At 45.1% G+C, this 26,813-nt stretch carries 20 protein-coding genes; 7 read left to right on the forward strand and 13 right to left on the reverse strand.

The features are described 5' to 3' along the window. Positions 1-116: 116 nt before the first annotated feature. On the forward strand, positions 117-1,394 hold the full coding sequence (bioA, locus tag OO778_RS10930; RefSeq protein ID WP_074191102.1) for an adenosylmethionine--8-amino-7-oxononanoate transaminase: 1,278 nt from the start codon (positions 117-119) through the stop codon (positions 1,392-1,394). A gap of 69 nt (positions 1,395-1,463) precedes the next feature. Here the strand turns inward: bioA and serS are convergent, their stop codons facing one another. The 5 genes from serS to lrp all read right to left on the reverse strand — a co-directional run bounded on the left by serS (position 1,464) and on the right by lrp (position 8,620). Further along, positions 1,464-2,771 carry a serine--tRNA ligase gene (serS, locus tag OO778_RS10935; RefSeq protein WP_053807197.1) on the reverse strand — a complete coding sequence of 436 codons (1,308 nt, stop codon included), beginning with the start codon at positions 2,769-2,771 and terminating at the stop codon, positions 1,464-1,466. 91 nt (positions 2,772-2,862) lie between these two features. Next, a complete protein-coding gene (locus OO778_RS10940) occupies positions 2,863-4,218 on the reverse strand; it encodes a replication-associated recombination protein A (protein ID WP_269468967.1) in 1,356 nt (451 codons plus the stop codon). Then, the gene (lolA, locus tag OO778_RS10945) at positions 4,219-4,845 is read right to left on the reverse strand and encodes an outer membrane lipoprotein chaperone LolA (RefSeq protein WP_074191101.1); all 627 of its coding nucleotides are present in this window, start codon (positions 4,843-4,845) and stop codon (positions 4,219-4,221) included. 74 nt (positions 4,846-4,919) lie between these two features. Further along, the gene (locus OO778_RS10950; protein ID WP_074191100.1) at positions 4,920-7,973 is read right to left on the reverse strand and encodes a DNA translocase FtsK 4TM domain-containing protein; all 3,054 of its coding nucleotides are present in this window, start codon (positions 7,971-7,973) and stop codon (positions 4,920-4,922) included. 152 nt (positions 7,974-8,125) lie between these two features. After that, positions 8,126-8,620: a leucine-responsive transcriptional regulator Lrp gene (gene lrp / locus OO778_RS10955; RefSeq protein ID WP_005378234.1), complete on the reverse strand. Its 495-nt coding sequence runs from the start codon at positions 8,618-8,620 to the stop codon at positions 8,126-8,128. 156 nt (positions 8,621-8,776) lie between these two features. On the opposite strand from lrp, the gene ald reads away from it, so the two are divergent. Then, positions 8,777-9,901 (forward strand): alanine dehydrogenase, encoded by a 1,125-nt coding sequence (gene ald, locus OO778_RS10960; protein ID WP_074191099.1) that lies wholly within the window; start codon positions 8,777-8,779, stop codon positions 9,899-9,901. A 93-nt stretch (positions 9,902-9,994) separates the two neighbouring features. On the opposite strand, the gene OO778_RS10965 is transcribed toward ald, so the two are convergent. Together OO778_RS10965 and cysB are read right to left on the reverse strand one after the other, a co-directional pair. After that, positions 9,995-11,191 carry a methyltransferase gene (locus OO778_RS10965; protein WP_085343594.1) on the reverse strand — a complete coding sequence of 399 codons (1,197 nt, stop codon included), beginning with the start codon at positions 11,189-11,191 and terminating at the stop codon, positions 9,995-9,997. A gap of 53 nt (positions 11,192-11,244) precedes the next feature. Further along, the gene (gene cysB, locus OO778_RS10970) at positions 11,245-12,219 is read right to left on the reverse strand and encodes an HTH-type transcriptional regulator CysB (RefSeq protein ID WP_006742885.1); all 975 of its coding nucleotides are present in this window, start codon (positions 12,217-12,219) and stop codon (positions 11,245-11,247) included. Between the two features lie 313 nt (positions 12,220-12,532). On the opposite strand from cysB, the gene OO778_RS10975 reads away from it, so the two are divergent. Both OO778_RS10975 and OO778_RS10980 read left to right on the forward strand, forming a co-directional pair. After that, positions 12,533-13,297, forward strand: a complete 765-nt coding sequence (locus OO778_RS10975; protein WP_006742886.1) for a hypothetical protein — start codon at positions 12,533-12,535, stop codon at positions 13,295-13,297. A gap of 97 nt (positions 13,298-13,394) precedes the next feature. Then, a complete protein-coding gene (locus tag OO778_RS10980) occupies positions 13,395-14,165 on the forward strand; it encodes a tRNA isopentenyl-2-thiomethyl-A-37 hydroxylase MiaE (RefSeq protein ID WP_085343593.1) in 771 nt (256 codons plus the stop codon). Between the two features lie 129 nt (positions 14,166-14,294). Here OO778_RS10980 and OO778_RS10985 read toward each other — a convergent pair whose 3' ends face one another. Both OO778_RS10985 and OO778_RS10990 read right to left on the reverse strand, forming a co-directional pair. Further along, positions 14,295-15,923, reverse strand: coding sequence for a methyl-accepting chemotaxis protein (locus tag OO778_RS10985; protein ID WP_005390805.1), 1,629 nt, complete (start codon positions 15,921-15,923; stop codon positions 14,295-14,297). A gap of 155 nt (positions 15,924-16,078) precedes the next feature. Beyond that, positions 16,079-16,345 (reverse strand): hypothetical protein, encoded by a 267-nt coding sequence (locus OO778_RS10990; RefSeq protein WP_012841963.1) that lies wholly within the window; start codon positions 16,343-16,345, stop codon positions 16,079-16,081. Between the two features lie 292 nt (positions 16,346-16,637). On the opposite strand from OO778_RS10990, the gene OO778_RS10995 reads away from it, so the two are divergent. Continuing rightward, positions 16,638-17,966: a sphingomyelin phosphodiesterase gene (locus OO778_RS10995; protein WP_074191096.1), complete on the forward strand. Its 1,329-nt coding sequence runs from the start codon at positions 16,638-16,640 to the stop codon at positions 17,964-17,966. Next, positions 17,963-18,931 carry an ATP-dependent dsDNA exonuclease gene (locus OO778_RS11000; RefSeq protein ID WP_074191095.1) on the forward strand — a complete coding sequence of 323 codons (969 nt, stop codon included), beginning with the start codon at positions 17,963-17,965 and terminating at the stop codon, positions 18,929-18,931. The genes OO778_RS10995 and OO778_RS11000 overlap by 4 nt, the downstream gene beginning before the upstream one ends. A 72-nt stretch (positions 18,932-19,003) precedes the next feature. Here the strand turns inward: OO778_RS11000 and trpS are convergent, their stop codons facing one another. Beyond that, entirely contained in the window at positions 19,004-20,026 is a 1,023-nt protein-coding gene (gene trpS / locus OO778_RS11005; RefSeq protein WP_065645374.1) for a tryptophan--tRNA ligase, read from the reverse strand. 599 nt (positions 20,027-20,625) lie between these two features. On the opposite strand from trpS, the gene OO778_RS11010 reads away from it, so the two are divergent. Next, the gene (locus OO778_RS11010; protein ID WP_264909773.1) at positions 20,626-21,582 is read left to right on the forward strand and encodes an AEC family transporter; all 957 of its coding nucleotides are present in this window, start codon (positions 20,626-20,628) and stop codon (positions 21,580-21,582) included. A gap of 49 nt (positions 21,583-21,631) precedes the next feature. On the opposite strand, the gene OO778_RS11015 is transcribed toward OO778_RS11010, so the two are convergent. The 3 genes from OO778_RS11015 to OO778_RS11025 form a co-directional block, all read right to left on the reverse strand. Continuing rightward, positions 21,632-22,084: a MarR family transcriptional regulator gene (locus OO778_RS11015; RefSeq protein WP_074191093.1), complete on the reverse strand. Its 453-nt coding sequence runs from the start codon at positions 22,082-22,084 to the stop codon at positions 21,632-21,634. 192 nt (positions 22,085-22,276) lie between these two features. Continuing rightward, the gene (locus OO778_RS11020) at positions 22,277-25,438 is read right to left on the reverse strand and encodes an efflux RND transporter permease subunit (protein ID WP_046874752.1); all 3,162 of its coding nucleotides are present in this window, start codon (positions 25,436-25,438) and stop codon (positions 22,277-22,279) included. 2 nt (positions 25,439-25,440) lie between these two features. Continuing rightward, a complete protein-coding gene (locus OO778_RS11025) occupies positions 25,441-26,580 on the reverse strand; it encodes an efflux RND transporter periplasmic adaptor subunit (protein WP_257887149.1) in 1,140 nt (379 codons plus the stop codon). Between the last annotated feature and the right edge of the window lie 233 nt (positions 26,581-26,813).

The following is a 26,813-nucleotide window of genomic DNA, read 5'->3' on the forward strand; positions in this document are numbered from 1 at the left end:
TCACTTTTGTTGTTGTGTTGACAGTCTACTGAGTCTCGATAAACTGTCAACACAACACAAAACAACAAAGTTTACATCTGTTTGTTTTTTAATCTCATTTGTTATTGGAATCGCACATGGATCTCGCCTTCGACCGCCAGCATATCTGGCATCCTTACACTTCGACATTAACACCTCTGACCTGCTACCCAGTAGAATCAGCAAGTGGTGTTCACATTAAATTGGAAGACGGTACTGAGCTTATCGATGGCATGTCTTCTTGGTGGTCGACGATCCACGGCTATAACCATCCGCACTTAAATCAAGCGGCTCACCAGCAAATCGATCAAGTCTCTCACGTGATGTTTGGCGGGATTACCCACCAGCCAGCAATCAGTTTGTGTAAGAAGTTGCTACCCCTAGCGCCAAGTAATCTTGAACATGTATTCCTTGCCGATTCAGGCTCCGTTGCCGTAGAAGTCAGCTTAAAAATGGCACTGCAATATTGGCATGCAAAAGGTGAACGCCGACCGAAGTTTCTTACTTTACGACACGGTTATCACGGTGACACCTTTGCGGCCATGTCGGTAACCGATCCTGATAACTCCATGCACTCTCTCTACAAAGGCTTTCTGCCTGAGCATATCTTTGCGGAGTCACCAACTTGTGGTTATTGGGATAAATGGAAGCCAGAAGACCTTACCGACTTCGAGCACAAGATTGAAACGCACCATCAAGAACTTGCTGCGGTGATCCTTGAGCCTATCGTTCAAGGCGCAGGTGGCATGCGTATCTACCATCCCGAATTTCTCAAAGGCGTGCGTAGACTTTGCGACAAATACGGTTTGTTATTGATTGCAGATGAGATCGCTACCGGTTTTGGACGCACAGGCAAATTGTTTGCCTGCGAACATGCAGATATTCAACCAGACATTCTGTGTGTCGGGAAAGCACTCACTGGCGGCTACATGACGCTCTCTGCGACCCTAGCGAGCAAACACGTAGCAGACACTGTTTGTGGTGGTGATGCTGGTTGTTTTATGCACGGTCCAACCTTTATGGGGAATCCACTCGCTTGTGCTGTAGCTACTGCAAGTTTGGAATTGATCGAGCAAGGTGATTGGAAGCAACAAACCCAACAAATTGAAACGCTGTTTTCTGAGTTACTACCAAAACTTGAAGAATACGACTTGGTGAAAAACACCCGTTGGTTGGGTGCCATTGGCGTTGTGGAAACGCATCGCCCAGTGAATATGGAAACCATCCAAGCCTTGTTTGTTGAACACGGAGTTTGGATTCGTCCATTTGGCAAGCTGATTTATATGATGCCGCCATTTATTAGCCAGCCTGAACACATAGAAAAACTGGTTAACGCCGTGGAAGCCGCGCTGCAAACACCCGCGTGCTTTCAGTAATTTTGGCGGCCACCGCTAACAAAAAACCCAGCACTATGGCTGGGTTTTGGTGTTCTAGTGGTTAATTCATTAACCGATGTGCGTTGCGCCGCCCATGTACTTCTGAAGTACTGCAGGGATTGCAATGCGACCGTCTGCTTCTTGGTTGTTTTCTAGGATAGCAACCATGGTACGACCTACAGCAAGACCAGAACCGTTTAGCGTGTGTACAAGCTCAGGTTTCTTCTCGCCTTTACGACGGAAACGCGCTTGCATACGACGAGCTTGGAAGTCCCACATGTTAGAACATGAAGAGATTTCACGGTAAGTTTCTTGAGCAGGAACCCAAACTTCTAGGTCATAAGTTTTACGAGCGCCGAAGCCCATGTCACCTGTACAAAGAACCACTTTACGGTAAGGAAGCTCTAGAAGTTGTAGAACTTTCTCTGCGTGACCTGTTAGCTCTTCTAGTGCGTTCATTGAATCTTCTGGCTTCGTGATTTGTACTAGCTCAACTTTGTCGAACTGGTGCATACGAATCAGACCACGAGTATCACGACCGTATGAACCCGCTTCTGAACGGAAACACGGCGTGTGAGCTGTCATCTTGATTGGTAGATCCGCTTCGTCAGAAATCGTGTCACGAACTAGGTTCGTTACAGGTACTTCTGCCGTAGGGATTAGAGACAGTTTACGTGGCTCTTCGTCGTTTACTTTTTCTGCTAGAGGCTCTGTGTGGAAAAGGTCTTTACCGAACTTAGGAAGCTGACCAGTACCGAATAGGCTGTCAGAGTTTACTAGGTAAGGTACGTACATTTCTGTGTAGCCGTGTTCTTCTGTGTGAAGATCTAGCATGAACTGAGCGATTGCACGGTGTAGACGAGCAAATTGGCCTTTCATCACGATGAAACGTGCGCCAGTGATCTTAACTGCACTTGCGAAGTCTAGACCGCCGCCCATTTCACCTAGGTCAACATGGTCTTTTAGTTCGAAGTCGTAAGTCTTAGGCTCACCCCAACGAGAGATTTCGACGTTGTCGTTTTCATCTTTACCATCTGGCACTTCATCTGCCGGGATGTTTGGTACAGAAAGCGTGAATTCGTCTAGTTGAGCCATTACTTGCTCAAGTTCAACTTTCTTCGCGTCAAGATCGCTACCTAGAGTACCGATTTGTTTCTTGATCTCTTCTGCGCCTTCTTTGTCGCCAGCCGCCATTTTTTGGCCGATTTGTTTGGAGATGGAGTTACGCGTGGATTGTAAATTTTCTACTTCTACTTGAATGGACTTACGTTGTTCTTCAAGTTTACGAATAGTCTCTACGTCTAGCTTAAAGCCACGACGCGCCAGTTTAGCAGCTGTTTCATCCAGCTCTGTACGAAGTAATTTAGAATCCAGCATTGTTAATCCTATGCTTTTTGTTGTGAAATCACGCGCACTTTCCAAGCGTACGCGTTAAAAAAATTTACTGAACAAATGTATCCAAAAACGCCTACTTTTCATAGCGCTTTTGTTGGCTATTTGCGTCTAATTTAGCCAAGTAATCTAACTTTTCGCCGATTTTGGTTTCTAGACCGCGATTTGTTGGCTGATAATACTTACGATCCGCCATTTCTGGTGGCAAATATTGCTCACCGGCTGCATAGGCACCCGGCTCATCGTGAGCATAACGATACTCTGCTCCATAACCCATGTCTTTCATCAAACTGGTAGGTGCATTTCGAAGGTGATGAGGCACTTCATATTCAGGTAAGTTATGAGCATCTGTGAGCGCTTGTTTCCATGCTACGTACACCGCATTACTTTTTGGCGCGCACGCTAAGTAAACGATCGCCTGTGCAATCGCACGTTCACCTTCTGCCGGACCAACACGGGTAAAGCAATCCCACGCGGAGAGTGCGACTTGCATGGCTCTAGGGTCCGCATTGCCAACATCTTCCGATGCTATCGCAAGTAATCGGCGAGCGATGTAGAGCGGATCACAACCTGCGGCGATCATACGTGCAGCCCAATACAAAGCGGCGTCTGGATTTGAACCACGAATGGATTTGTGAACTGCAGAGATTAAGTCGTACCAGATATCACCTTTGTTATCAAAGCGAGAGACCTTTTCTCCCGCCACTTCCGCAAGCAACTTAAGCGTGATTTCTTTTTCACCTTGCGCATTGTCTTCTGCCATATCGTATAGCAGCTCAAGGTAGTTAAGAGACATGCGAGCATCACCGTTCACTAGCTCTGTTAAGCGATCTAGAACGTTGTCGGCGAAATTTGCTGGTGTATTACCCAAGCCGCGCTCTTTGTCGTTAATCGCTTGATCAAGCGCCAGCGATATTTCGCTTTGGTCAAGAGAAATCAACTTGTAAACGCGAGCACGCGAGAGTAATGCGTTGTTTAACTCAAACGAAGGGTTCTCTGTGGTCGCACCGATAAACGTAACCGTACCGTCTTCAATATGCGGTAAAAACGCATCTTGCTGCGATTTGTTAAAGCGATGCACCTCATCCACGAATAAGATAGTGCGGCGACCTGCCATTTTGTTCTCACGCGCTTTGTCGATCGCAGCACGGATCTCTTTAACGCCAGACGTCACCGCAGATACACGCTCAACTTCGGCGTTGGCATAGTTTGCTGCCACTTCCGCTAATGTCGTTTTGCCTGTGCCTGGTGGTCCCCACAAAATCATCGAGTGAATGTGTCCCGCCTCTAGCGCTCGGCGTAGGGGTTTACCCGGACCTAAAATATGCTGCTGCCCAATATACTGTTCGATTGTTTGTGGTCTCATACGAGCAGCAAGGGGACGAAAATCTTCGTCCCCTGAGAAATCTAACGTGTAATTACTCACTACCAATTAATTCCTTTGGTCATCCACTTCCACGCCATCTGGAATTGTGAATGTAAATCTGTCTACCTTTGGTTTACCAAGCTTAACATTACTAAAAGTAAACAGCCCTTTCTGACCATCTTGCTCAATGACGTTAAAGCCTTTCACTACGCCTTTTGTATCAATATTAATTTGGAATTGGCCTTGAGTAGAGTCAATTGCCGTTGGAATGAGCGTAAACTCATTACCTTTCTGAGAAATCTTATAGTTATCCCAATCGCTTGCTCTATTGCGAGTTAACAGCACAAATGGTGTTTGCTCGGTCGCTTGCTCTTGCCAGTAAATGCTTACTTGTTCAATGAATGGGCTGTAATACCACAACGTCTTACCGTCAGATATTAAAAGGTTTTCATCTGGGAAAGTCGTACTCCAACGGAACAAACTTGGACGAGCGATTTCAACCGTGCCCTCACCTTCCATTACCGTTTCACCTTCAGGGCTGATCACTTGTTGGGAGAAATCGGCACTGAAACCCTCGTTCATTGCGAGACGTTTATTGAGTTCATCTTTTGGAGATGCTGCATTCGCAGCTGAGAAGAAAGAAACACTTAAAACTAGCGCTGAGAAAAATTTCGCTGAAAATCGTTTTTTCATTCAGATACCTATCAGAGGGTCAAAGACCTAAAGTTACTCACCTCAGTTGGACTGAAGTGAGTAAAACAAGTTCATTAATCTTTTGGCGGCGCAGGAGCTAAAACTTCGCGGTTACCGTTGTGACCCGGTGCACTCACGATACCTTGCGCTTCGAGTTGCTCAACAATACGGGCGGCACGGTTGTAACCGATCTTAAATCGACGCTGTACGCCAGAAACAGAGCCTCGACGTGACTGAACTACGTGCTCAACGACTTGATCGAAGAGTGGATCCACATCTTCATCCGCTTCCATTTGCTCACCTGGCAATAAGCTTTCTGGACTTTGATCTCCGCTGATGATCTCTTCAATGTAGTTCGGTTTACCACGCGCTTTCCAGTTGTTTACAACAGCATGAACATCATCATCTGATGCAAATGCACCGTGGACACGAGTTGTATGACTTGAGCCCGGCGGTAGATACAACATATCACCCATACCAAGCAGTGATTCTGCACCACCTTGGTCTAGAATCGTACGGGAGTCTGTTTTAGTCGATACCGTAAACGCAACACGAGTTGGAATATTCGCTTTAATCAGACCCGTGATAACATCCACCGATGGACGCTGAGTCGCAAGAATTAAATGAATACCTGCCGCACGCGCCTTTTGTGCCAAGCGTGCAATCAGTTCTTCTACCTTCTTACCCACCACCATCATCAGGTCAGCAAATTCATCGACAACAACAACGATGTAAGGCAGTTTTTCTAACAATGGCGGTTCCGTATCCATACTGTCGCCTTCTTGCCAGAATGGATCATGAATTGGGTGACCCGCTTCTGCCGCCATCTTCAACTTCTCGTTAAAGCCTTTCACATTACGAACGCCCAATGCCGACATCAATTTATAACGACGTTCCATCTCACCCACACACCAACGTAGAGCGTTTGATGCGTCTTTCATATCAGTCACAACTTCAGAAAGAAGATGAGGGATACCTTCGTAAATAGAAAGCTCTAGCATTTTCGGATCAATCATGATGAAGCGTACATCTTCTGGGCCAGCTTTATACAGCATGCTCAAAATCATCACGTTCACACCCACCGACTTACCAGAACCTGTTGTACCTGCTACTAGCACGTGAGGCATCTTCGCGAGATCGGCCACAACAGCTTCGCCCGCAATGTCTTGACCTAACACAACCGTTGTGGGTGACGTTGCTTGCTCAAACTGAGGACTACTGATTACATCAGATAAATAGACCGTCTGACGGCTCATGTTTGGCAGTTCCAAACCGATGTAAGGCTTGCCAGGGATTACTTCTACAACACGTACAGCCATTGCAGACAATGCACGCGCTAAGTCAGTTGAAAGACCAGAAATACGGCTTACTTTTACCCCCGGCGCCAAATCAAGCTCAAAACGAGTGATCACTGGACCAGGATAAATCCCCACCACGTCGGCTTTGATTTTGTAGTCCGCTAGCTTGCTCTCAACCAATCGAGCGACCTGCTCTAGCGCATCTCGGTCGATAAAGTTTTCGCGTTTTTCTGGATGGTAAAGCAACTCGAGCGTTGGAAGTGGTTCTTCTGGAACAGGCAAGTTTTCTTCTTTCTGTACCAAAAATGGGTTCTGTGTCGCTGCTACTTTGGCTTGCGCACTAGAAACCATGTCTTGGAATGCCGCTACATCTTCGTCGCCGTCTTGAACCTCTTCAACCTCCGCTTTTTGAAGTGCAGGTTCAAATGTTGTTGAAGGTGTTGCCACTTGCTGATGAGGTGTTGTTGGAGCTGGCTGTACTTGTTGTATAGACTGTGACTCCACTTCGTCTTCATCGTCTAACACGTCAAAATCAGAGATCGTAGGTTCAATGTGTTGACTCGATTCTGTTTGCTCCGTGATGCTATCTAGCGCAGCGGAATCAATTACAGGCTCTTCATGCACAGGATGCTCAATACTTGGCTGCTGTACTTGCTCTGCTTCAAATTGTTCGTACTCCGCATAATCTGGTTCAACACTGTTCGGTTCTTCTGTAGCTGTATGTTGCTCTACATAGGAAGAGTAAGTGTCTGCAAATGATGGGGCTACCTGTTCTTCAGTTCCCCAGTCATCTGCTTGTTGCGCTGCAGCTTCAAGCTCTTCTATCGTGACATTCAGCTGCTTGGTACGCTCCAGAAGCGGATCAACGTTATCAGTATTCACCGCATGGACAGGTTGCGTTTGGTGCTCAGGTTGAGCATAAACTGGCGCAGCATTAACCGTAGCCTTGTGTTGTGGTGGCGTCGGTTCCACCATCATTTGTTCCGCTGGTTTCTCAGGTTTAGCTTGCGGCATATAAATAGGATACTCATGCGCAGGCGCCGATTCTTTCGGCTCATCGACATCGAACGCCGTTAAATGAGGAAGCGGTTCATCATCAATGTCATGGTCTACGTTATGTCTAGGCGTAGAGACTTTATCTTCCACGAACTCATCTAACTGAGGTTCTAAAACTTCTTGCTCAGAGCCTCTTATCTTATTTGCAAGCGCCGCAATTAGCGCTAATGCACGATCACCAAGCCACTCCACAATATTAAGCCATGAGATGCCAGTAAAGAGAGTAAAACCCGCTCCCCATAAGAACAGCAGTACCAATGTCGTGCCAAGTACATTCAATGTAGGTAAAGCTAGGCTAGACAACACGTCCCCGACGACACCACCGGACGAGAAATACCAAATATCATCAAAATTAATATCGGCTAGACCACAGCTAGTCATTATAAGGACGACAAGGCCGAGTAACCTCGTACCCCATAACATGAAATCAATTGGCTCATCTTCTCCTCGTTTACGGCAAATCACCCATGCAGCCGCAGCTAGCAAGAAAGGGATGGGATAAGCGAGAGAGCCAAATGTGAAGAATAGTGTGTCCGCAAGCCAAGCGCCGAAAAGGCCACCAGCATTGTCGATCTCCCCTCCCCATGCGGTTTGGGACCAGGAAGGATCGGCCGGACTGAAGGTAAATAGTGCAACCGCAAGCAATACCGAGCTAAGAACGCCAACGATAAAGCAGCACTCTTTTAAGCGTTGGAAGCCATTTAAGCGTGAAGACTGGGGCTCTTCACTGGTTTTGATAATGGTTTCGACTTTCTTTGCGTTCTCTTTGAACATAAATCAACTTGAATATGGAAATGAAATAGGAAATTGCAAAACATTCCGAGCGGCATCAAGCCGCTCGGTAAATTGATTTAACCATATCAAAGAGAAAAACCCAATTACTCTCTGGCGAAAGCGGAAGCATATACCGCTTTCTTTGCAAGAAATTAACGAGTTTTGATCACAAGCTGGTTAGATTGTTTCACTTCTTCCATTACAACGTATGTGCGAGTGTCATTTACGCCAGGTAGGCGTAGTAACGTATCGCCCAATAGTCGGCGGTAAGCCCCCATATCTGATACACGGGTTTTAAGAAGATAGTCAAAGTCACCTGATACAAGATGACACTCTTGTATGTCGTCTAGCTTTTGAACAGCTGAGTTAAACTGCTCAAATACATCCGGCGCACCACGGTTTAGTGTAATCTCAACGAATACTAATAGTGACGCATCCAGGAACTGCGGATTCAATAATGCAGTGTATCCTGTGATGTAACCCTGACGCTCTAAGCGACGTACACGCTCCAAACATGGCGTTGGAGAAAGTCCCACACGTTTTGAAAGCTCAACGTTTGAAATACGACCGTCTTTCTGCAGTTCATTAAGAATGTTGCGGTCGATACGGTCTAGTTCCTTGGACGGCTTTTTATAGTTGTCTGCCATTTTTTATTCCACCTTATTACTTCCTTGCAAAAAAATATACTACAACTTTTTAATATTTGGTGCCAAATTTTACAAATCTATAACTATACTAGTTATTAATTCGACAATAACACCCTACAAACAGTTAATACAACCATTATAGAAAGAGGATACAGGATGATCATTGGCGTACCTAAGGAAATCAAGAACCACGAATATCGTGTTGGTATGATCCCAGCAAGCGTGAGAGAACTCATCTCACATGGTCACCAAGTTTTAGTTGAGACCAATGCAGGTGCCGGCATTGGTTTTTCAGACGATGATTACATCGCTGTCGGCGCATCCATTCTCCCTCATGCTGCAGACGTATTCGCGCAAGCAGACATGATTGTAAAAGTAAAAGAACCCCAAGCAGTAGAGAGAGCAATGCTCCGCGAAGGGCAAATTTTATTTACTTATTTACACCTAGCACCAGATTTTCCACAAACTGATGAGCTAATCAAGAGCAAAGCTGTCTGTATAGCCTATGAGACTGTAACAGATAATATGGGTCGTTTGCCACTGTTAGCACCAATGTCAGAAGTGGCAGGTCGTATGTCTATCCAAGCTGGAGCCCAAACTCTAGAAAAATCACACGGGGGTCGTGGTTTACTTCTAGGTGGCGTTCCTGGTGTTGAGCCAGCGAAAGTCGTCATCGTTGGTGGTGGTGTTGTTGGTGCAAACGCAGCCCGCATGGCTGTTGGTCTTCGCGCTGACGTAACCATTCTAGACCGCAACGTAGATACACTTCGTAAGCTTGACGAAGAGTTCCAAGGTCGCGCTAAAGTGGTTTATTCTACTGAAGACGCTATCGAGAAGCATGTTCTAGAAGCTGACCTTGTTATCGGTGCCGTTCTAATTCCTGGAGCAGCTGCGCCTAAGCTGGTAACAAAAGAGCACATTGCTAAGATGAAACCGGGTGCGGCAGTGGTTGACGTGGCTATTGACCAAGGTGGCTGTTTCGAGACATCTCACGCAACAACCCACGCAGATCCAACTTACATCGTTGATGAAGTGGTTCACTACTGCGTAGCAAATATGCCTGGTGCGGTTGCACGTACTTCAACTTTCGCATTGAACAATGCAACACTCCCTTACATTGTGAAACTCGCAAACAAAGGCTACCGTGAGGCACTTCTAGAAGACAAAGGCTTCCTTGAAGGTCTAAACGTTATTCACGGAAAAGTAACATGTAAAGAAGTAGCAGAAAGCTTTGACTTGGAATACATTGAACCAACTCAAGCTATCGCTATGTTCAATTAATGACAAAATAAAACACAATTTGTCACGTTTTGTTTACAAAAGCCCACGCATAAGTGGGCTTTTTCATATAGAGCGTTTAGCTATAAAAAATAACTAATTCTTATATGCGCAAATTAAAATATTTCTAGGTGTAACTGATTTAGGGCAAAACTCTGACAATCTAACACGATAACCACGTTCTTCAAGATAAAGTGCTTTGTCCAATGCGAGCCAGATCTCCAATGGACGTTGAAAAACCAGTTGCACTAAGCTCATTCTCTCCATTTGCCAGAAGCGTTGTTCGCTTAACTTTTCAAAATGATCGAAATCGATTTCTTGAGAAAGAACGATACCTTTCTGCTCCGCCGCCCAGCGACACAAAGATTCAAAGCCTTCACTTAATTGCGACTTACGAATACTGGGGACAGGTTGGTACTCTGCCATGCCTAACGCTCGTCGAGTAATCAAATCGAAGCCAAGACGAAACACCATTTCCTGCTGACGATGGCGACGTACACGCTCTCCCCCTGTCACCGTTTGCTGTAACGGGATACGCAGTTCTTGCTTAGACAATGAGAGAGAAGAAACCCTCCCCGGTTTCGACATCGGCTGGTATTGTTCCGACTGAATCAAGTGATAACAACAAGGTGAGATGGTCATCGCAGCAATCCCACTCTCACTGCCGTACTGCATTAGACGAACATGGAGGTCACCACACGCATGCAGTGCCACCGCGTGTTGCGTTGGCTTGAATACCGCTTTTGCTTTGCTATCGAACGCGTCACCTTGAATAAACGTCATTTTCCAATGGTGTTCATTCGCAGCTTGTTGCCCCGAATCACACAGTACTTGTTGATATTCGAAACTGGTCACAGGCTGATCGGTTTGTGTTGCCAGGATTCGTCCTAAATAACCTTTCCCTGAACACCACTCTAACCATTCTTCGCCACAGTGTTGTTGAATTGCAGCTTCACCCATCGAGCTGATTTGCTCCAGCTTACGTCCGGGAATGCCGTTTTCTAAACCACGAGCGAGTGCCAAACCATTTAAGGTTAAAGACTCTAAACGCGTGTGATAAGCGAGTTGTTCGAGTTGAGGCACGAACGCGCTTATCGCTTTTAAGGCGAGTTCAGGTTCCGCTTTATACTCTTCGATTTGAGAGGGAGAAAGAGACACTAACCACTGGCACAACTGAGGGTGTTGCTCTTGCCAAGGTAATGCGGTGTGAATGCTACTTTTAAATGGTTCAAACCGCCATAGCGATTCGTTTTCCAATAAGCAGTCATTAATAAATTGAAATTGCGTTTTCATAACTCCCCCTACAACGAGCGCATTGTAGAGGGAATCGAAACATCAATGAAGTGTTATCTCACCGGGAGCTCGATGTCTTTAAACATCTCTTCGATTTCTGCATTAGATTTCAACGAAATCGCCTGCTCTACCACTGGGCGAGTTAAATGAGGAGCAAAGCGTTCCATAAAATCGAACATGTATGAGCGCAGGAATGTGCCGCGACGGAAGCCAATACTTGTCGTACTAGCCCCGAATAAATGGCTCGCATCTATTGCGACTAAATCGCTGTCCTGCTCTTCATCCACAGCCATGCTCGCAATCACACCAACACCAATACCCATGCGAACATACGTTTTAATAACGTCCGCATCAGTTGCAGTGAACACCACTCTCGGGGTTAAACCTTCACGATTAAATGCGGTATCTAACTCTGAACGGCCCGTAAAACCAAACACATAAGTGACCAATGGATAAGCGGCAAGATCGCTGATCGTTACCTTATCTTTCTTCGCTAATGGATGATCTTTAGGCACGACAATTGAACGGTTCCAGTGATAACAAGGCAGCATGATGGCATCTTGATATAAGTGAAGCGCTTCTGTCGCAATCGCAAAGTTCGCCGTACCTTTAGCAATTGCCTCAGACATTTGTGACGGCGTACCTTGATGCATGTGTAATGACACTTTTGGGTAGCGAGAAGTGAAACCTTTGATGACATCCGGCAAAGCATAACGCGCTTGCGTATGTGTCGTGGTGATATTCAGCGTCCCCATTTCTGGGTGGGTGTGCTCCCCTGCTACAGCTTTGATACTTTCTACACGAGCGAGAATTTCTTGAGAGATACGTACAATTTCTTCACCAGCAGGTGTCACCTGTGTTAAGTGCTTACCGCTACGTTCAAAAATCTGAATGCCTAACTCATCTTCCAGCAACCGAACCTGTTTACTGATACCTGGCTGAGAGGTATACAAGCTTTCTGCCGTCGCGGATACATTCAGATTATGGTTTACAACCTCAACAATATACTTCAGCTGCTGCAGTTTCATCGTAATCCCTTACTTGTTCATGAGAGAATTTATTGGCCACTCGGACGAGCGATATAATAATTAGTTATAACGCGTTCAAATCGAAATGAACAGTAATTTCTAACTTATACCTCAATCACATACTGATAATCCTCAACATAGAAACAATATGCACAAAGTTGAGCCAATAAATGACTGAATTTCTATGATGTGACTTCTATCAGTAGCTAAAACGTGGGAGAGACAAAATAATCAAACAAATAGGGTGCCGAGTAAGATAAGATTCATGTATTCTTTAACGCTAGCCGTAGAAAAGTAAAGCAGACGCAAAGATATGAATATTGGTTTAATAATCGCTTTGGTAGCCATCCTACTGGTGTTGATCCTAGGCTATAACATTATGTTGCAGTATAAGGTCAAGGTAGAGACTGCGAAAAGACAGGAGTCCGCACGCTATGTTGCCTTGATTGATGGCACTGAAGAGTTGATTGGTCATGCGCACCATATCCCTTTTAGCAAGGAGCTGTTGCTGTGTCTAAACAATCGTATTCTTGACGCGCTAGAAAGCATGCATGAGCTTGACCCGAAGAATAAGCAACTTGCTCAACGTATCGAAAACATGAAGCAACAGATTGAGCAACTGAAAGAGAATGGTCCCACTGGCGAGAGTACCACGTTCAAAATGCCGAGCAGTGATAAACAAGCCATCGTCATGCTTAAGTTGGTGAAGCGCCTTCGCGATACTATCCGTAACGAACACAATAAAGGCCGTATCGACACCCAGACTTATGTCGCTGAAAATGCGCGTTTAGAAACGATGCAGATTCGTATCAACATCGAAAACGTCATCAAAAGAGCAAACGACTCTATTGCTCGAGGTCAACCTGGCACAGCACTTCAACTGCTACGCAAAGGTATCGATGCATTGAGTACAAAGAGCGATCCCTACTCGATTCAAGCGAAACAGAAGCTTGAAGACATGCTGGGCGACCTAGATAAAAAACGCCAAGATAAAAGTGATGCTGAAATGCAGCAGATCGCCGATAAAGAGCGCGACAATGACATGGAAGCACTCTTCGGCGAGAAGAAAAAGTGGTAACATTCACTTAAGGTCAGTAAAGGCTGCAATCGCAGCCTTTTTTCTATCCGTAAGATAGCGGATATGCCCAATTAGAATGTGAAGTACTAAAACTAAAATGATGAATCTAGACGCCTATCAAGATCTTCTTGCTCCCATTAACCAATTTCTGCAATGCAGCACACCTGATGAATGGGTAGAGGAAGCAAAGAAACCAGAAAACCTTCAAACCATTTTATTAGACCACCTACTGTGTGAGCTAAAAGCTGGCCAATCTGCGATGTTTTTAATTCGTAAGTATGCCGTTGACCAATCCAGTTCACATGCTCTGCTTGACTGGTTTAAACCCTATGAAGATTTTGCTTATCGCAATGTAGGCTCACTAGAAACGTTAAAAGGTAAGAGCTATATTTCCAAAGCGATCATGGCTAAGTCCAACTCACCTTACAGCCAAGATTTGATCGATAAAATGGTGCTTTTGATTAAAGAGGAGTTACACCACTTTTATCAGGTTTTAGAGATCATGGAAAGTCGTGGAATTGAGTATAAAAATATTCCAGCAAGTCGCTATGCTAAAGGGCTCATTTCGCATATGAAGACTCATGAACCGGAAACGCTGATCGATAAGCTCATCATTGGTGCGTACATCGAAGCCCGATCTTGTGAGCGTTTTGCCAAACTAGCACCACATATGGATGACGATATCGCAAAATTCTACGTTTCTTTACTGCGCTCAGAAGCACGCCACTATCAAGATTATCTTGTATTGGCAGAGCAAATCGCGGGCAAAGACATCAGCGAACACATAGCCTATTTTGGTCGAGTTGAGGCGGATTTAATTTCTACGCCAGATACAGATTTTAAGTTCCATAGTGGTATTCCAGCCTAGCGAGCATATTCTCCCAAGATTGAGCATGCTCTGAACTTATTTATATAGACAGAGAATAAATAAGCCGGACATTTCGTCCGGCTTATTTTTTGTAGCAATGAGGTTAGGAATAAAGCTGAAACACAACAACTAGAGCTGGAATGAACCCATTCGAGTTTTCAAGTTGTGCGCTAGGCTACTGATCTGCTGGCAAGCTACAGCCGTTTGCGAAGCTCCCTCAGCCATCTCTGTTGAAGCACTATTAATATGCTCCACACTTCGATTCAGTTCTTCGGATACAGAATTCTGCTCGCTGCACGCCGTTGCGATTTGTGTGCTCATTTGCGCTATGTTATCGACAGAATGTTCAATTTCTTTTATCTGGCTATCAGCGTCATTGACTTGCTCAACACACTGAGAAATCCCCTCCTGACAATCACGGCTTGAATGCCCTATTTTGCTGCTGCTCTCTTGTAGTTGATTAACAATTTCCACAATTTGTGAAGTGGAGTCTTGAGTGCGTTGCGCCAGAGAACGAACCTCATCTGCCACAACAGCAAACCCACGTCCTTGTTCACCAGCCCGAGCGGCTTCAATTGCGGCGTTCAGTGCTAACAAGTTTGTTTGCTCCGCAATCCCTCGGATCACATCTACGACCACATTGATATTGTTTGAGCTAGATTCAAGCTCACGTGCCAGTTCATCTGACTCTTGGATCGTATGTGATACACGCTCAATTACTGCGATAGTTTGTTGTAACGTCGCCGTTCCTTGCTTTGCCACTTCCGTTGCCGAGTAAGCGGAGGTCGCGCCAACTTCGGTATTTTGTGCCACTTCACTTACAGCAGCTTGCATTTCTGTCATCGCAGAAGCCACCGAGCTAAGTTCAATTTGTTGATTTTGCATACCAGAAGCGGTCTGAGAAGAAATAGCACTCACTTCCTCTACTGCTGCCGTTAGCTGAATCGTTGAGTCATTAATCTCAGAAACCAGCGAATGTAAGTTTGTTTGCATACCGACAAGCTCTTTGAGCAACGTTCCTAACTCGTCTTTGCTCAATTCACTTTCGTCGATTTGATTATTCAATTGACCCTTGGCGATTTTAGAAGCGAATTCCAATGCTCGATCAACAGGCCCGCAAATGACTCGAGAAAGCAACATGGCAGACATTACCATGACCAATGCGACGACAAGCGCACCAACAGCAGCGCTGTATTGTGTAAACGCCGCTTCATTTTGTACTTCTTCGCCAATCAAATTCACCAACTCATCGTTCAACGCGAGGGTATCATCCAAGCTACTCAACGCTTTTGAGTAGGTATCGAAACTCGATAAAATCACATCATTTGCACTTTCAGCATCACCTTGACTTAGCAGTGCGTTGTAAGTCTTCGTTTCTTTGATGTATTGATTCCAGGTTTCTTTAAAAACGTTAAAAGACTGCGTTTCACGCTGATTAAGGTCGAGCTTTTCGTATTCTGCAATACCAGCCTGCACATCAGAACGCCATTGGTCGAGGCCTTTTAACCACTCACCAATTTTGGGATGATTTGCGTTTGGCAATAAAGAGAACTCATCTTTGCGCACTTTAGTAATATCAACTTGGATACCTTTCAAAATCGCAACAGAAGGTAAGCTTTTATCCGTTAGCACTGAGATGTCTTTATTCAGTGTTAACAAACCTTGTACCAACATTACTGACACTAAACCAAACACGGCAAAAACGGTTAAATAACTAACCGATATTTTCTTTACGACACTTAAGTCTTTAATACGCATGCACTTTCTCCCTGCAGCCTTTCCAAACCTCTCACTTAAGTGAAAGCTTAACCTCTAAAACACACTGTTTTTTGCGCTCGATATCATTGAGCGCTCTTATATACATCGGCCTGAAAGATCAAATCTTGACCAGTAATTGATATTTTTATCACGTACTATTTTAGAGATAGGCTCGCATGCTCCGTATTGTGTCTACATTTTTTTATGAGCGCTTCCCGGCGCAACTCTAAGATCTCATCGATGAGTTTTTCTTTAGCGTTGATGCCAAAGTGCTGGGCATAATTTTTGACTTTTTCAATCTCATTAGGCTGTAAGCGGTATACCTCTTTCTTTAAACGAGCTTCTGCTTCGCTTCTAATCAAACCTTGGTCTTGTAGTAATTTAATGATGGTTTCATCGATTGGATTTACTGCTCTAGCCATGGTGCTCCATCTATCAATTTAAGTTCTAGCCATGTGGCTGGATGAATGACGCCGCACAACTTATAGAGCGAAGATGACAACTTGATTGCAGTGAGTACGATTCGTTAACCATCGCTATTATTTACAACCGCTTAAGCAACCATTAACTCTCTACCCCGACTCCTCACCATTGAATAAAGATCACATTCTGATAACAATTTTTAGTACTGGCTTCGATGTCATCCATATTTAACGTGCAAGTAATATTTATAAACAAGAATGATTGCTCTAGTTCAAATGATGGAAAAATAAGATGAAATTATCGCAGTGGGGTCTTTTATTAAGTGGCTTGGTGGCATTGCCAAGCATTGCAGATACAGATGTTTATCTAACCAATAACTCTGATCAGTCTTTAACTATTCAAGTAAAGCACGAAGGCAGTGATTTACTTCAATATGGAGAAGAGTGGCAGCAACATGTACAAGTACTTGGTCCATGGGAAACCAAACCTGTATTGAGCTTCAATCGTTGGGAAGGCGTGAAATCAAACCAAACTTACCGTTTTGAAACTGTGGTTTCTAGCCCTAAAGGTGAAAGCATAACACTCAATCAGGTCATGGAAGGTCATTGGTATAATTCAACCATTGAATATGGCTTATCGGCGGCCGATGTCGATTTATCTCTTAAAGATGATCGTGATATTCATCGTGTCAACACTAACGCTTTTGGCATCCGAGAAACCGAACTGGCCTTTAAGTCAGACAGTACCGCTCGATACGACGATCTTTATTACACGATCACGCCAAGCAAAGTAAATGAATCTGTCGATAACGAAGAACAAAACCTTAAGTTGATGACTTACAACATCTGGGCTCTTACGGCTATTGCATCGCACATCGGTGATCGTTACGAACTGATTCCTCAATACGTCAAAGGTTATGATGTATTAGCGCTGCAAGAAGTGTTTGCAAGCGGTCGTGAAGCATTCCTACGTGAGTTAGCTAAGGAATATCCGTACCAAACTAAAATGTTAGATAAAGAAGGCGTTAATATTCATGATGGTGGGGTGATCATTGTCAGTCGCTATCCTATCGTGAATGAAGCGCAATATGTCTTCCCCGACTGCTCTGGCACAGACTGCTTTGCCGACAAAGGCGTGAATTATGCGGAAATTATTAAAGGTGGTCAGGCTTACCATGTGTTTGCTACCCATACCGCATCTTTCGATACAGACACCGCTCGCGAGTATCGTCAGCGCCAGTTCAAACAAATCCGCGCACTCGCTAAATCTCTCAACATTCCTTCAAGCGAAACTGTGGTATACAGCGGCGACTTTAACGTAAACAAAAGAAAGTTCCCTGGTGACTACCAACAAATGATCGCCAACTTAAGCGCCATCGAACCTCAGTATTCAGGTTACACGGAGTCAACCTTTGATCCCCGTATCAATAACTTCGCAGGTGAAGCGTTATCAGGCGGCGAAAACGTGGAATACCTTGACTATGTTATGGTGAGTAGCGAATACGGTGTGAAATCATTCAATGACAACCGTGTGGACGTGCCGCGTACAACTTCAGAAAGTTTATGGAAACACTACAACCTTTCTGACCATTTCCCAGTTAGCGCAACAATCAAGCCATGAAGAAAATCGCGTTGATAATCATGTCCGCCATTATGGCGGGCATGATGTTTTTAACTTTCAGTCAAGATGGGCAGCAAGAAGCAGCCGTGTCCGCTTCTGCTCCAAAGACAAAAAATAAGAACGTCCCCAGTACATCACTAAAAACAAGCAATATCGCTCCCAGTGCAGATGCTTCACCACAGACCGCAGAGCTCCCTTCTGCGACTCAAATAACGACTGAGAGACTAACTCTGCTCAAAGGGAGAGAACTCGTCGCAGAGCTTGAGTCATTTTGGCATGAGTGCATGTCGAACCGCGACTGTGAGGAACAGTTAGCCTTGCTCGAGCCTTATTTATCTTCAGCAAGATTTCAACTTTTGGCGAGCTACCATCAACTCAACAGTCAATGGCAAGAAAGTGTGGGTAATTTGTTGTTTGATGAGCAACAACCACTAGCCTCACGTATTGCACAACTTAAAGCCGAGGCAAGAGGCATTTGGGGCGAGTTGGCTGATGTTATTTTCGCGGATGAGTTCGCCCTATACGATTTCAATTTAGAGGCCCAACAGCTCAACACGCAAAGTCCAGAAAGCTTTTTGCAAGCTTTCGAGCAACTCATCATAGACTGGCAAGAAAATGCAGAGGCTATCGGGCTTACAAACGACCAAGCAAAATATGAGCGTGCAGTCGCCCTGATACCCAATAGCATGAGCTTTCCAGATCGCCAAGCTATCATCGCAGAACTGGAAAAAACTTACTTAACGAAGGACGAAAGCGAAGAGATTCACGCTCGTCAGCAACAAATTGCCGAGCAAAAAGAGCAAGTCAGAGATTACCAACAAGCATTGCAACAACTTGAGTCCAGACTCAGAAAAGAAAGATCCACAAGCCATTCGAATTTGTCAGAACCGGAATGGCAAAGCTATTACCAACAAGAAGTAGCGGATTTTCGTCGCGAATTTTTTCTTCTTAACAATCAGCTTTGACTGACTGGGAGCAAAAAAAAGGCACGTTGCTAATAAGCCGTCGTGCCTTATGTTCAACTCTCTACTTTTAATTCAGAACAAATTCAAACCAAATACATCTTTCACATCAAATAGCACTTGTTCAGTTTTCTCACGAGAACGCTGACTGCCTTGTTTTAAAATATCAATCAGCTGTGCTTTGTCATTTAGATACATGGCACGCTTTTCTCGAATAGGACGAAGCATCTCTTGTAGGCATTCTTCTAACACTTTCTTGGTCAAACCATCACCTAACCCACCTCGTCGATAATGCTCTTTTAGCTGTTCGATATAATCTTTATCAGGGTGAAAGGCATCGAGGTAGGTAAATACGATATTACCTTCGACTTGGCCAGGGTCCTCAATTTTCAGGTGATTGGGGTCGGTATACATAGATTTCACCGCCGCAGAAATCTCCTTTTCAGACGCCCCTAGGTTGATTGCATTCCCCATGCTTTTAGACATCTTATTTTTGCCATCAGTACTCGGCAAACGAGGTGCATCACTAAGTAAAGGACGGCACTCTTTAAGAACATCTTTTCCACCCAGGTGGTTTATTTTTCTTACGATTTCATTAGTTTGCTCCAACATCGGCAGTTGGTCATCACCTACCGGAACCAACGTCGCGTGGAACCCCGTAATATCGGCAGCTTGAGAAATTGGATACGTTAAAAAACCAGCGGGAATAGAGCGTTCAAAGCCTTTACTTTGAATCTCATTTTTAACCGTGGGATTACGCTCTAAACGCGCAATAGAGACAAGATTGCTGTAATACATCGTTAACTCTGCTAACGCTGGTATTTGAGATTGCAACGTGATCGTGGTTTGTGTGGGGTCGATACCAACGGCCAAATAATCCGCAACGACATTAAGAATATTGGAGGATACCTTTGATGGATTGTGGGCGTTATCCGTCAACCCTTGCATGTCTGCGACTAAGATCGTTTGCTCATGCTCCGTTTGCAATTTGACTCGTTGTTGCAATGAACCGACATAGTGCCCGAGGTGTAACGGACCTGTCGCTCGATCGCCGGTAAGGATAATTTCGCGCTGCGATGTACTTTGAATGGTGTTCATATTTATCTCCAAGTATTTAATAGATCGCTACTGGAGATAAAAAGATCAAACACTCTTAGCTACCATCCAGCAGCTTAAGAATGTGAGTATTCCGTGCCGCTCTATTTAGAGCGCCACCAAAAGAAGGTTGTTGATGAAGGGCTAACGTGTATTTTCATGTTTTCAAACTAACAGTACATCAAGCTGAACTCAATCTGTTTTTGTATTGAATTAGCGTAAGTATTCAAAGAGCCTACAGAAACGATTACATTGGTAAAGACATCGCAATGACTAAAGCTGCACCAAACACCGAACCTGAGACAAATGCACAAAGTACGGTTTTGTTGTGTTTCCTTTTCATCGATGAACTCCTATCCATAACCACAATGACCAACCCTTTTATTTAATACGCATGTGGATGCATCACGATAAGTAGTAAACCAACATATCGCGCATAGAACCAGTGCAGCTTTGTTAAACTGGGACCTCGTCCATAACTTGGAATGCAAATGGTTCTGGAAACAACAAAAGAGGAAAATTTCATCACTTTTCTATCCTGTCTCCCAGAGTTTATGGCTTAATAGACAGCAGGAATATTTTCTTTTGCTGCGGGTACTTACATGGAAGCTGTTCTACATCAGTTGCAATTCTCTTTGTCGATAACCGGCCCTATCTGCTTAATGTTAATACTTGGCGTGATGTTCAAACGCATAGGGCTGATCAACGATAATTTTATCGAAGTAGGCTCCAAACTGGTGTTTCAAGTTACGCTACCTGCGATGTTATTTGTCAGTATTGTGGCCTCAGAACACGATTTTTCAGCGGCAAGTGGCTTTGTCAATTTCGGCGTTAGCGCTAGTGTTTCTTTTTTTATTTTCACCTACCTTTCGGTCAAGCTTCTGTTCAAAGCATCGCCTGACCAAGGTGTTCTTATCCAAGGCGGGTTCCGAGCAAACACAGGTATTATTGGCATCGCTTACGTTGCCAATGCGTATGGTTCTCAAGGTGTGGCGTTAGCAGCGCTTTATGTCGCGGTTACCACGTTTATTTACAACGTCCAAGCGGTAATTTGCTTATCTCCCAAAGGCGCAACTTCTGTCCCACAAGCCGCAAAAATGATGGGCCGAACACTGACGAGGAATCCACTGATAATCTCAATCGTCCTAGGGATGGCTTTCTATTTGCTCTCTATTACAGTACCGAATGTTGTTATTGATGCAGGGGACTACTTGTCCAAAATGACATTACCTTTAGCGCTGTTGTGTACGGGCGGCTCACTCGATTTTAGCTTGATGAGAAAAGAGAAAGGTCCATCTTGGTTTGCAAGCAGTTACAAGCTCATCGTGGCACCCGTAATGATCACTATTGGTGCTTACTTAGTAGGTTTTCGAGGAATTGAGTTAGGTATTCTTTTCTTTATGAACGCTTCCCCAGTGGCAGCAGCCAGTTATGTCATGGCGCGTTCGATGGGAGGCAATGCCACATTAGCCGCAAATATCATCGCACTCACTACGGTGCTTTCTACCGTCACGTGTACGTTGGGCATTCTATTTCTTAAGTTTTACGACTTAATATAATTGATCACCGATAAAGTAAAGGCGCGCTAGATAGCATTAAGATAAGCTACTAGTCGTGATTCGCAAAAGTGAGTTTTCTTACCAGACGAAAAAACTCACTCGCTTCTGATTCAGACAAACAAGCGAAAAATTCTTTCTGTAAATTCGTCATGATTTGATGCACTTGCTTTAAAGCATTTGCCCCCTCTTTTGTCATGCTGAGCATTTTGAGACGCTGATTCGATTTACTTTTAGAAACTTGAACAAACCCTCGCTTTTCCAAATTATCCACCATTCGCTTTGCTACACTTCGCTCAGTTCGAACCGCGTCAGCCAGCGCTTGCTGACTCATGGGTTGAAACTCTTCCAAAGCGGCCAGTGCACTTGCCATCTCGAGTGTCATTAAATCTTGCCGAGAGAGCTCAGCTTGAGCACGGTTGCGATACATTCGCTGCATCACACCGCAGACAAACATAGGGCTTTGATCCAAAACGGAAATTGGGGAGATTTTCTGATCTTTCATCGTCGTTTGTTCTTCTTTAGGCTTTCATTCGTTCGGAAGGAGTAAACAGATTCTGCATAAGGCAAAACGCTCCCCCTTCAAGTTTGCGTCAAAGACGGTAACCACCAAGTGAAAACATAAAATAAAGAGCGCCGAAGCGCCCTTTTATCGTGTTTATTATCACCAGTATAACTTAGTTACAGCAACCAAGTCTTACTCGCTTTGCTGAGCCGGTTTAGGATTAGTCTCAGACAACTCTGCCTCCGATTCTTTTCTCGCACGTCGATCAAACAATCGCTCAACCACCACAAAGAAGATTGGCACAAAGAATATACCTAAGATCGTCGCACTGATCATGCCACCAAGTACACCAGTACCTACCGCATTTTGACCTGCTGAGCCCACGCCAGAGCTGATAGCAAGCGGTACTACACCTAGACCAAAGGCAAGCGATGTCATAATAATTGGGCGCAGACGAACACGAACGGCATGCAGGGTTGCTTCGATAAGGCCAGCGCCTTTCTCGTAGTAATCTTTCGCAAACTCAACAATCAGAATGGCGTTTTTAGTTGCCAAGCCGACCGTCGTTAATAAACTCACCTGGAAGAACACATCGTTGTCCATACTTCGCGTCATTACCGCGAGCACAGCACCAAGCACACCAAGAGGCACAACTAACACCACGGCGAAAGGCACTGACCAACTTTCATACAAAGCGGCGAGAACTAAGAATACGACGAGGATAGACAGCGCATATAACATTGGCGCTTGGTTTCCGGAAAGGCGCTCTTCATACGAAATACCATTCCAGTTCACCGTGAAGCCTTCTGGTAGCTTTTCTACCATTGCTTCAATTTCTGCCATAGCTTCACCAGTACTGACGCCAGGAGCTGCGCCGCCTTGGATATTCATCGCTGGCAAACCATCAAAACGCTGCAAAAGAGGTGAACCATACGTCCACTCTCCGCTCGCAAAGGCAGAGAAAGGCACCATCTCACCTTTTGAGTTGCGCACGTACCACGAATCGAAGTCTTTTGGCTGCATACGGTATTCCGCATCACTTTGCATCATGACTTTTTTCACTCGACCGCGATCAATATAGTCGTTAATGTACGCCCCGCCCCATGCCGCTGACAGGATTTGGTTGACGTCATTAATGCTAACATCCAGAGCACGCAGTTTAACGTGGTCAATGTTCACTTTGTACATTGGCGCATCTGCTTGGCCGTTCGGACGAACACCGACAAGTTTCGGGTTTTGTGCAGCCATGCCAAGCAGTTGACCTTGCGCAGCGACTAATGCGTCGTGACCTTTGTTCAACGAATCTTGAAGATAGAAATCAAAGCCTGTCGAGTTACCCAATTCTTGAATCGCAGGAGGTGCAAATGCAAAGACCAGTGCTTCTTTAATGGTTGAGAAGTACCCCATCGCTCGACCCGTAATGGAAGCTGCATCAGCACCCGGCGCTTCACGCTCTGACCAATCTTTCAGACCGATAAATGCCATCCCCATGTTTTGGCCTTGGCCTGCAAAACTAAAGCCCGCAACGGAGAAGACGGATTTCACGTTGTCTTTCTCATCCACAAGGTAAAAGTCGCGCATTTTCTCAAGTGTTTTTTCCGTCTGCTCTTGCGTTGAGTTAGGCGGCAAAATGGCCATTGAGAATACCGTGCCTTGGTCTTCATCCGGCAAGAATGACGTCGGAAGGTTCATAAACAGCCAGCCCGCACCTGCACTCATTGCCAAGAATACAACCAACATACGACCTGTGCGCTTGAGGAGTTTAGCAACGCCGGTTTCATAGCCAGCTGTCATCGCATCAAACTTGCGGTTAAACCAGCCAAAGAAGCCTTTCTTTTCTAGAAGCTCAGCATCGCCTTTTTTCAGTAATGTTGCACATAATGCTGGAGTCAGAATTATCGCTACCAAAACTGAAAGTGTCATCGCCGCCACAATCGTTATCGAGAACTGACGGTAAATAACCCCTGTAGAACCAGACATAAACGCCATAGGGACGAATACCGCAGAAAGCGTCAGACCCACACCAATCAGAGCACCAGTGATCTGCCCCATCGATTTTTTGGTCGCTTCTTTGGGCTCTAACCCATCCTCATGCATCACACGCTCGACGTTTTCCACCACAACGATGGCATCGTCCACCAGCAAACCGATAGCCAGAACCATCGCGAACATGGTTAACGTGTTTACGCTAAATCCAGTCGCGTACAAAATAGCGAAGGTGCCGAGCAGTACGACAGGCACTGCGATCGTTGGAATGATCGTCGCACGGAAGTTCTGCAAGAACAGGTACATGATTAAGAACACAAGAAGAATGGCTTCTAATAGCGTTTTAACCACTTCTTGAATCGAGGCTTTGACGAATGGCGTCGTTTCAAATGGGTAAGCAATCTGTAACCCTTCTGGGAACGTAGCACTCAGTTGGTCTAAGCGCTCTTTTACCGCATTGGCTGTCTCAAGCGCGTTTGCGCCAGTACCTAATGAAATACCTAACCCCGATGCTGGGAAGCCATTATATTGGCCTCGAATGTCGTAACTTTCTGCCCCACGTTCAACGCGAGCTACATCTTTCAAATAAACATTCGAACCGCTGGCGTCAGACTTAAGAATGATGTCTTGGAACTCTTCCACACTGCTCAAACGACTTGCAGATGAAATCGTTGCATTCAACAGCTGACCTTCCTGCGCAGGTGCTGCACCAAGTTGACCTGAAGAAACTTGCGCGTTCTGTTCACTGATAGCATTTGCTACATCGATTGCGGTCAAGTTGAACTGCGTAAGCTTAAATGGGTCCAGCCAGACTCGCATCGCATACTGCGCACCAAACGCCTGCACTTGTCCTACGCCAGTTACACGACTTATCGGGTCTTGAATATTCGTTACAACAAAGTCGCCGATATCGTTTTCTGTAAAGTCAGGATCTTCAGAATAAACTGCCACCACCATGAGAAACGCCGTGTTGGATTTATTCACGACGATACCTTGGTTTTGTACTTCCATTGGCAATGATGTCAATGCCAATTGCAGCTTGTTCTGCACCTGTACTTGCGCGATATCAGGATCAGCTTCGCTATCAAACGTCAGGGTAATTGTCGCATTACCGAATGCATCACTGCTCGATGATAGGTAGCGAAGATAATCTAATCCCGTCATATTTTGCTCGATAACCTGCGTTACAGAGTCTTCAACGGTTTTCGCTGATGCACCTGGATAACGAGCACTGATGGTGATCGTTGTCGGTGAAATCGTTGGGTATTGCGAGACGGGTAAATTGAATAATGACATTACCCCCGCCAACATCGTGAGAATTGCGAGAACCCAAGCAAATACCGGACGATCGATAAAAAATCGTGCCATGATTACTCCTGTTCACCGTTTTGGATAGTTACAGGGCTGCCTGGACCTACCTTTTGTAACCCAGCAGTAATGACTTTATCGCCCGCGTTTAAACCATCAATAATACGCCATTGATTATTGATCGCTTCGGCTGTCTTCACTGGTCTCGCTTCCACTTTGTTCTCACCATTCACCATCATCACTGTCGCTTTGCCTGTCGCATCGCGAGAAACGGTATTTTGTGGTATCAGAATCGCGTCAGGGTCAACACCAGTAATAACCGTCGCACGAACAAACATTCCTGGTAGCAACAAACCGTCAGGGTTTGGGAATTCAGCACGAAGCGTCACGCTACCCGTGCTTTCGTTCACATTGACCTCGGTAAATTTCATCGTGCCTTTATGTTCGTACGTGCTGCCATCTTCAAGCCTCAATGTAACTTGCGCAGAATCATCCTCTTGCATATGACCTTGGGAAAGAGCCGCTTTTAAACGCAGCAGTTGCGCGGATGATTGCACAATATCAACGTTGATAGGATCAAGCTGCTGAATGGTCGCTAATTTGGCTGCTTGGTTAGCCGTAACCAACGCACCCGCCGTCACACTCGATTTACCGATCACACCGCTAATCGGAGCTTTCACTTGCGTGTAATCTAAATTGATTTTTGCCGTATTGATCTTAGCTTTTGCGACTAGGACCTGTGCTTGCGCTTCCTTGTATGCTGCTTCTGCTTCATCCAAATCTTGTTGGCTGATGGACTTTTTGGTGATCAAGGTTCTGTAACGCTTCACTGTGGCATGGGTCGATTCTGCCGCTGCTTGAGCTCGGATTAATTCCGCTTCAGCGCTCAGCAAATCCGCTTGAAATGATGAATCATCAATTTGATATAGGGACTGTCCTTGTTCAACAAGGCCCCCTTCAACAAAATTTCGCTCTGAAATAATGCCTGTAACTTGCGGACGAACTTCCGCTTCTTTGAATGCACGGCTACGACCTGGCAACTCGACAGTTAACGCTTGGCGAGTTGGTTCCACCGTTAACACTTCAACTTCGGTTGCGGGCGCAGGACCACTACCTTGGCTCGATCCTTCTTCGCTAGGTTGACATCCAACCACAAAAAGGCTCGACGCAATCAGCAGAGATAGCGTGGTTTTACGTCTCATGAATTTTTCTCTCTTTTACCTACAAGCCTTCAAGATTCCTTGCTAAAAACTTCTAGAATGACTTAATGATGACTAACGGATGTATATCCAGAACAAATTAATTAGGATGATAATTACCCAGTGTTGTACATACAACAAAATTTACAGTTCTATACGCTTGCGAAAAACGTTTATGGTAAAGGTGTAATGAAGTTCTCAAATTTGAAGATTTTGGGTTGGAAATCACACTTTCC

The sequence above is a fragment of the Vibrio sp. STUT-A16 genome (assembly GCF_026000495.1).
In the GTDB taxonomy this organism is placed as follows: Bacteria; Pseudomonadota; Gammaproteobacteria; order Enterobacterales; family Vibrionaceae; genus Vibrio; species Vibrio diabolicus.